The organism is Mesorhizobium sp. M0016 (assembly GCF_040324035.1).
GTDB lineage: Bacteria > Pseudomonadota > Alphaproteobacteria > Rhizobiales > Rhizobiaceae > Mesorhizobium.
On sequence record NZ_JAMYVM010000036.1, the window covers coordinates 43,678 to 51,429 of the forward strand.

At 59.5% G+C, this 7,752-nt stretch carries 9 protein-coding genes; 7 read left to right on the forward strand and 2 right to left on the reverse strand.

The features are described 5' to 3' along the window. Positions 1 to 252: 252 nt before the first annotated feature. From NKJ88_RS31005 to NKJ88_RS31015, 3 genes are all read left to right on the forward strand, one after another. Positions 253 to 921, forward strand: a complete 669-nt coding sequence (locus NKJ88_RS31005; RefSeq protein ID WP_352446732.1) for a haloacid dehalogenase type II — start codon at positions 253 to 255, stop codon at positions 919 to 921. Positions 922 to 1,095: 174 nt separating this feature from the next. Then, positions 1,096 to 2,226: a phosphotransferase enzyme family protein gene (locus NKJ88_RS31010; protein ID WP_352446733.1), complete on the forward strand. Its 1,131-nt coding sequence runs from the start codon at positions 1,096 to 1,098 to the stop codon at positions 2,224 to 2,226. 85 nt (positions 2,227 to 2,311) lie between these two features. After that, complete coding sequence (locus NKJ88_RS31015) at positions 2,312 to 3,640, forward strand: aspartate aminotransferase family protein (RefSeq protein ID WP_352446734.1); 1,329 nt, start codon at positions 2,312 to 2,314, stop codon at positions 3,638 to 3,640. Positions 3,641 to 3,691: 51 nt separating this feature from the next. Here NKJ88_RS31015 and NKJ88_RS31020 read toward each other — a convergent pair whose 3' ends face one another. Continuing rightward, positions 3,692 to 3,913, reverse strand: a complete 222-nt coding sequence (locus tag NKJ88_RS31020) for a hypothetical protein (RefSeq protein WP_352446735.1) — start codon at positions 3,911 to 3,913, stop codon at positions 3,692 to 3,694. A gap of 205 nt (positions 3,914 to 4,118) precedes the next feature. After that, a complete protein-coding gene (gene betI / locus NKJ88_RS31025) occupies positions 4,119 to 4,763 on the reverse strand; it encodes a choline-binding transcriptional repressor BetI (RefSeq protein ID WP_352446741.1) in 645 nt (214 codons plus the stop codon). Between the two features lie 121 nt (positions 4,764 to 4,884). On the opposite strand from betI, the gene choX reads away from it, so the two are divergent. The 4 genes from choX to NKJ88_RS31045 form a co-directional block, all read left to right on the forward strand. Further along, on the forward strand, positions 4,885 to 5,823 hold the full coding sequence (gene choX, locus NKJ88_RS31030; RefSeq protein ID WP_352446736.1) for a choline ABC transporter substrate-binding protein: 939 nt from the start codon (positions 4,885 to 4,887) through the stop codon (positions 5,821 to 5,823). Further along, on the forward strand, positions 5,820 to 6,653 hold the full coding sequence (locus tag NKJ88_RS31035; protein WP_352446737.1) for an alpha/beta fold hydrolase: 834 nt from the start codon (positions 5,820 to 5,822) through the stop codon (positions 6,651 to 6,653). The genes choX and NKJ88_RS31035 overlap by 4 nt, the downstream gene beginning before the upstream one ends. A 541-nt stretch (positions 6,654 to 7,194) precedes the next feature. Beyond that, a complete protein-coding gene (locus tag NKJ88_RS31040; RefSeq protein WP_352446738.1) occupies positions 7,195 to 7,413 on the forward strand; it encodes a DNA ligase-like domain-containing protein in 219 nt (72 codons plus the stop codon). A 95-nt stretch (positions 7,414 to 7,508) separates the two neighbouring features. Further along, positions 7,509 to 7,752, forward strand: a 244-nt coding sequence (locus tag NKJ88_RS31045) for a helix-turn-helix domain-containing protein (protein WP_352446739.1), incomplete at its 3' end; no start/stop codon positions are given.

The window sequence follows — 7,752 nt, forward strand, 5'->3', positions numbered from 1 at the left end:
CGACAGGCCAACCCGCCGGGCTCAAGATGATGCGATTGGTCTGCCGCCGCGTATCTGATGACGGCGCTCGCCGGGCAAGCGCTGTGCACGTCGGTTTGGCTCAGGGGCGAAAGAGGCAGCACTGCGGAAGGACATGCTGGTTCTGCGCTCGACAGGAGGTTCTTCTGCTAAATGACCTTGCATTGCAGCACATTCTGCCAAACGCCTGCGGCTATGCTTTGGCTGGTAGGCAAATTGACAGGAACCAGGGACATGCAACGCTTCCGGCCTAAATACGTGACTTCTGATTGCTACGGCACGCTGATCAATTTCCAAATGGCGGAAGCCGCCAGCGATCTGTTCGGCCACCTTCTAGACCGACCACGCATGGACGAATTCCTCAAGAATTTCTCAGCCTACCGCCTCGACGAGGTGATGCAAGACTGGAAGCCCTATGCTGATGTCGTTTACAACGCACTGGAGCGCACCTGCCGGCGCAACAACGTTGCGTTCCGTGCCGAAGATGCCGAAACGATTTCCAACCGCGTCCCGACGTGGGGACCGCACCCGGATGTACCCGAGGGATTGGCCAAACTGGCCAAGGAAATTCCGCTGGTTATCCTGTCGAACGCCATGACGGATCTAATTCCGTCGAATGTAGCAAAGCTCGGCGCGCCATTTCATGCGGTCTACACCGCTGAACAGGCCGGTGCCTATAAGCCACACTTCAAAGCGTTCGAGTACATGTTCGACATGCTGGGATGCGGCCCCGAGGACATAACTCACGTTTCCTCGTCATTCCGCTACGATCTGATGTCTGCCTATGATCTCGGGATCAAGAGCAAGGTCTGGGTCAATCGCCGTCATGAGCCAGCCAACCCCTACTATGAGTATACGGAGATCGCCGGTGTGACCCAGCTGCCAGGCGTCTTCGGACTCTGACGGGCGAGCATGGGGGCGGGCCGCGCATCGTGCCGCCCCACCTCACCGGAGTTGCCACCAGACCTATCTGAACACGGAGACCACAGAAACTTGCTTACAGGTCCTCATCGCTGGAGCGCTCCATGTCTCCAAGCATCAGGAACAACCATTCCCCACAGACGAGGATCTTTCAAATTGGGTGCTTGTAGTGATGTGCTCCCGGATGAAGAAGTAGGTCAACGCAACGGCTCTACGGCTGCCGGACGCGACTGTCCGCCTTACGCGGCAGCTTTCACCGAAGCCTATTTTCGCGCTGCCGGTGCAATTTTGGCCGTGCGGCCGGCCTCTTCCGAATCGGACATATCGGCGACACTTCTCAAGCGCCATTACGGATTGACGGGATTGATCGCGACATTATCCTCCGAGGTCGAGCGCACGGCTGAGGTCAACCTGTCAGACGGCCGCCGATTAATCCTGAAGACGTCGACGAGACCGGAGGCGGTCGACAGCTTTCGTTTTCAATCCGCCACCATAGCTGGATTGGAAGGCGCCGAAGGCTTCGTTGCACCCGAAGTGGTCCCCACGACCAGCGGCGCATCGATGTTCGAGCAAGAGGGAGTATGCGGGTATCTGCAGACCCGGATTGAAGGCATGCCGCTGCACCAGGCGAAGCCAACTGGCGATCTGCTTTTTCGAACCGGCAGCGCTCTGGCCCAGTTGGACGTAGCCCTTGATCGGGTCAGCGTGCCCGCGGCCCACCGTCCCGTTCTATGGCATGTCGGTTGCTGGTCGAGATTGAAGGAACTGGAGCAGTACCTGCCATCCGGGACCGTCGCCAGCAGCGTTCGCGTCGCGATGGACGAGTATGCCAAGTTTGTTGAGCCGCAGATCTCGGATGTGGCGTGGCAGGTAACTCATAACGATCCCAGTCCGTTCAATGTGATGGTGACGAACCAGGGAATTGGTTTTATCGATTTCGGTGATGGCTGCTGGGGCCCCCGGATCCAGGATCTGGCGATCGCGGCAAGCCATGTCGTAAACGATGCGACCCTTCCTTTGGGTGGGTCCGAACATCTCATTGCCGGCTATGCCTCAGTCATTACCCTTTCGGCGCTGGAAGCAAGACTGCTCGTCGGACTGATGCGGGCGCGACAAAGCGCACTGATCTTGATCAACTACTGGCGATCCCATCTGTTTCCGGCCGACGCCCAGTACATCAAAAAGAATGTCGCGCGCGCTGAACACGGCCTTTCTATTCTAAGACCTCTTGGTGTTGCATCGGGCGAGGCCGCAGTCCAAGCGGCTATGTCGTCCTTCCAGCCGTAAAACCATTTCGGTTGGTTCGACGGGCACGGTGACAAAAAGAAGAACCGCGATTGATCAAGCTACTCTTTCAAGCAGGCAGAAGCACATGTCCACAGATCTGATGCCAAATCGCTACAGAGCCGGCGAATCCGACCTTCCCAGGCGGGAGTCCGAGCTGATTGCCCGCCGTGATCAGGTTCTTGGGGCTTCTTATCGGCTCCAGTACCGCCACCCCGTGCACTTCGTTCGCGGCGAAGGCATGTGGCTCTACGATCCTGACGGCCGGCCCTATCTTGATTTCTACAACAACGTGCCGTCTCTGGGTCATTGTCATCCAGAAGTAAACGCCGCAATGGCTGAGCAGGCAGGCCGCATAAGCGCCAACACGCGCTATCTCGAGCCAAAACTCGTCGACTATGCCGAACGCCTGGTCCATACGTTCCCAGACGTGCTCGACCGCGTGGTTTTCACGTGCACGGGAAGTGAATCCAACGATTTGGCCTTGCGCATCGCGCGGTTTGCGAGCGGCAACGAAGGCGTGATCGTGTCGACCTATGCGTATCACGGTACCAGTGCAGCTACCGCCGCGGTTTCCCCGAACCTGGGCGACGCGGTCAAGCTCAGCCCGTTCGTGCGCATGGTATCCCTACCCGGGCCAGAGGGTGTGCCGGAATCCCAGGCCGCGGACTTTTTTGAGGCACAGGTTCGTTCGGCCATTGTGGATCTGAACCGTCGCGGCATTGGCGTTGCGGCCCTGCTCATCGACAGTATTTTTTCCAGCGATGGCGTTTGGGTGGATCCTCCCGGCTTCATTGCCGGTGGCGTTGCGGCGGTGCGGGAGGCAGGTGGTCTCGTCATCGCCGACGAAGTTCAACCGGGCTTCGGACGAACCGGCGCTCATATATGGGGCTTTGAGCGGCACGAGATCGTTCCGGATCTCGTTACCCTCGGCAAGCCTATGGGCAATGGATTTCCAATTGGCGCCGTCGTTGGTCGAAGAGGACCAATGGAGAAATTTGGTGCCACCTCCCGCTACTCGAACACGTTCGCCGGAAATACGGTTGGAATAGCGACGGCGGACGCCGTGCTGACGATCCTGCAGCGGGACCAGATCCCCCAGAATGCGCTTGCCATGGGCCAACGTCTCCGAGCTGGGCTGGAGAAACTCGCGAAGCAGCAGCCCGGAATCCGTGCAATCCGCAACGCGGGTCTCTTCTTTGGCGTCGATATGGGGTCAGAGCGCGCAGCCGCGGCAGGGCGGCGTGCCGTGGCGCTGGATGTGGTGAACGCAATGCGGCACGACGGTGTCCTGATCAGTACGACAGGGGCCAACGAGGATTCACTGAAAGTGCGGCCGCCGCTCGTTTGCCAGGCCGAACATGTCGACCTCTTCCTTGCGTCCATGGAGCGAGCGTTGATCAACGTTGCTGGCTAGTCCGTACAGCGGGCGAGTTTCCGGCCATTGTCCAATGCCGGCGACGCCGCCTCAACCTTCACGAGCTGATAGAGAACGATCGTTGACCAAGGAAATCGTCACACCCATTTTCCAGTTCGGCACCAGCCGCTTTCTGCGGGCCGCAATGGCGACACACTGAAGGAAGCGTTGATCGCGTTGGCCAAGCGCAGCGGGTGCGTCCGACTCCCTTTTGTCTTTCGTCGCCGACGACTGCGTCTTTGCCAACTCGCTTGTCGACAGCATCGTCTTCATCGGCCATCGAGCCCGTCGGGGGGCCCTACGCATTGCTGGCATTGCCGGTGCGCATGCGGCTGAGACTTTGGCGCTGGCAACCTGGGAAGATCTCTACAGCATCAACGTTGGCGGTGTGTTCCTGTCCTGTCGGTTGCCCTGAAGTCTCATTGACGCTCTCGCAAGGAAAGCAATGCTGATCGGCGAGGCCGGTCAATTCGCCGGCCTATCGCACACTATGAACTTCGGCTGCGCTTGCCGCTGCTCCGCATTCTCGGACGGATGCGTTCTCGTGCATGGCCAGTCGCGCGGCGACATAATTCTTGACTTGGCGGATCGCTTGTTCGCGCGAAACGCTGCCGGGGTGCAGGCCGAGCCGCAACCACAGCCCATCTATCAGAGCCGTGACGCCTAGTGCGATTTCGTCTGCCTCCTTGGGCGAGGTGAGGCCGTGCAGCCCTGACAACAGGTTTGAACGCATGCGCGCGTGGAGTACCTTTTGGATGCGCGCCAGCGTCGTGTCGCGCGGCACTTCCGCGCAGAGCGAAAGCCAGGCATGGCAAATGGAAGGCTGGAACAGATGCGGCTCGAAATTGCCTTCGATCACGGCGTCAACGCGCTCCATGGACGTAAGCGCCCGGCTGAGCCGTGCAATCACCGCATCGCGCAACACCGCATTGGCCTCGCGCATCGCGTGCTCGAACAATTCCTGCTTGTTGCGGAAATAGTGGAGGACGATGCCCTTTGAGGCGCCAGCATGGGCGGCCACCTTTTCCAGCGTCGCCCCGGCTACGCCTTCCCGCTCCAATACCGCGAAGGCTGCCTGCCGCAGTTCCTTGCGGCGTATGTCGCTGAGACGCGTCAGTTTCACAGGTTTGATCCGTATTTGCGAATCCACCTTGACATTTTCGTCCGCCCAGATCAACAATTGACCAATGGGATAATAAAAAGACCGCATGGTCAATTTCCCTGCAACCAATGGGAGAACCGAAATGCCCCGCATCCTTGCAAATGGTATGTGTTTCGCCGCCTTGGCGCTGGCCTCTCATGCGGCTCAAGCGGCAGAGCCCGAGCAGTGCAAGGCGGTTCGCATGGCCGAGCCCGGCTGGAACGATCTCGCCTTCACGACTGGGATCGCCAATGTCCTTTTTCAGTCGCTCGGCTATCAGCCGCAGAGTTCGGTGCTCGGCATCAATGTCATCTATGAGGGCATGAAGAACAACGATCTCGACCTGTTCCTCGGCTATTGGAATCCGGCGATGGTTACCTACTACGAGCCTTACAAGAAGGACGGCTCGGTCGAGGACGTGCGTGTCAATCTCGAAGGCGCCAAATACACTTTCGCCGTCCCCACCTATGTCTGGGATGCCGGCGTCAAAGATTTTGCAGACCTGCGCAAATTCGCCGACCAGTTCCACAAGAAGATGTACGGCATCGAGCCCGGTTCGAACCAGCTTATGATGGATGCCATCGCCGACCCGTCCTTAGGTCTCGACGGCTGGCAGGTCGTCGAGTCGAGCGAGGCCGGCATGCTGTCGGAGGTCGGCTACGAGATAAAGGAGAAGCAGTTCATTGTCTTCCAAGGCTGGGCGCCGCACCCGATGAACACCATTTACGATTTCAAATATCTCACTGGCGGTGACAAGTTTTACGGTCCCAACCTCGGCGCGGCGACGGTGACCACCCAAGTGCGCAAGGGCTATCTGCAACAGTGCCCGAATGCCGGGCAGCTGTTGAAGAACTTGGCCTTCGACATCGATTTCGAGAATGTCGGCATGGGCTACCTCATTAACGACGGCTTGAAGCCGGAGGAAGCGGGGCTGAAGGCGATCACGCTGAACAAGGATCGGCTCGACGCCTGGCTTGCCGGAGTCACCACTTTCGACGGCAAACCCGGGCTTGCCGCCGTCAAGGAGAAGCTCGGCCTGTGAGACCGGCTACGCTTGACGTTCCGCTCGAGCAGATGGGCTGGGCTAGCCGCAAGCGGATCATCGACCTAGATGGCCTGAAGATCGCCTATGTCGAGTTCCCCGGAGCCGAGCCGGCGTTGCTGTTGGTGCATGGCTTTACCGACACCAGCCGCAGCTTTTCGCTTTTGGTGCCGCATCTTACCGGCCGCCGGCTGATCATTCCGGATTTGCGCGGCCATGGCGCTTCGCAGGCGGGGGAGGGCTGCGGCATTGCCGACTTCGCCGATGACCTTGCCGCGCTGGTTCGGCGGCTGCGGATCGACCGCCCCGTGCTCGTTGGCCATTCGATGGGCGCGATGATCTCTATCCAGATCGCTGCCAGACATCCAGAAATCGTTGGTGGCCTGGTGCTGCTGGCCGGCACCTTGAAGCCTGACCTTGGCCTCGATCACCCAATGGTTGCTGGCGTGAAAAGGTTGCGCGATCCGATATCCCCGACCGATCCCTTCTACGATTGGTGGCACGCCTGCAGGTCCGGCGTGCCGCAGGCATTCCTGGCCGCCATGGCAAGGGACGCCTCGGCAATGTCCGCGGTGCGTTGGCGGGCGATCCTGGACGAAATCAGCACCGCGGACCTGACCGGCCCGGCGCGGAGCGTAAAGATTCGCGCCTTCATCATCGCTGGCGCAGGCGACCCGTTGTTCGGCGTGGTGCATCAGCAGGCATTGTCAGGCGCTCTCGCGAACGCGTCCCTGCTTTGGGCGCAAGACTGCGGCCACAATCCCCATTGGGAAGATCCGGCTTTTGTCGCCCGGACCATTGCCAATGCATTCGGTGCCTCGGCGGAATAATTCATCGCAACAGCCATTGCGATGTCGGCGACAGGCGCACGGTTTCGGGCGGCCTGATCACATCCCCAACTTTGCTGAAATGCCTCCCACCGGGACGAGCCCGCAAGCGCTGCTTCATGGCGAGCGGGCGCCTTGTCGTCGGCCATCTGGATTCCTCCTGCGATCATCGCGCAACGCCCAGCTGACGTGTTTGTTGCACCAAAGGTCGAATTTCAGTTTCGGAACGATTTAGCTTGACCTAATTAAATCGCCTGGCGGTGGGTGTTTGCATGCGTTTGAAGTTTATCCAGCCGATGGAGCCTGAGCTGTTCGATGCACCGCCCACCGGCGACGAATGGACTCATGAATCAAATTTGACGGCTAGCGCACTCAGGTCATCAAGGACCAAGACGGCACCCGGTTCTATACGAAGAACGGTTTCGGCTGGACGGCGCGATATCGTATCTCGCCGAAGAGGCGGCCGGCATCGAGGCGAAAAACTTCATCCTCGACGGTGAGGCGATCAAGATCAATTCGGCCTGGTCTGTCCGACTTCCACGCTATGCAGGCCATCGTTGGAATGCGCCGGCCATCACCGGATAACTATCTGGTCACATTCGATCTGCTGTTCATCAACGGTTACGATTTGCGAGGGTTGCCGGTGGAAGACCAGCGCGAGATCCTGCAACAGATGATACCGCCCGGCGGGCACATTCACTTCAGCGAGGCCGTAATCATCGAACGGGCGACCGCGGTAGCTTTCACTTGGAGCGACAACTGACGTTCGGCGTCATCAGATAAAGGCGGACTCTGGCACGGTTCTGGTCTATGCCGACGCTCGTTGCCGGTCCGCCGGCCTTTGCAACTGGTCCATGAATGAAGCGCCAGCCCACGACGTCGAGCCTGTTACGCCGACTCAATCGTTCGGCCGTGGTGGATTTCATCCGTACCGAAGGAGTGGCATCACCATCGAGCCTCGCCGAGCGGCTGAACATCAGCCTGCCCACGGTGGTGCGCGTGATCGAGGATCTGATCGCCGAGGATTTGGTTGCGTATGACGGGTTTGACGAGGCCAATGTCCGGGGCCGGCCGCGGGCGCGCATCAAGTTCCGCGGTGCGG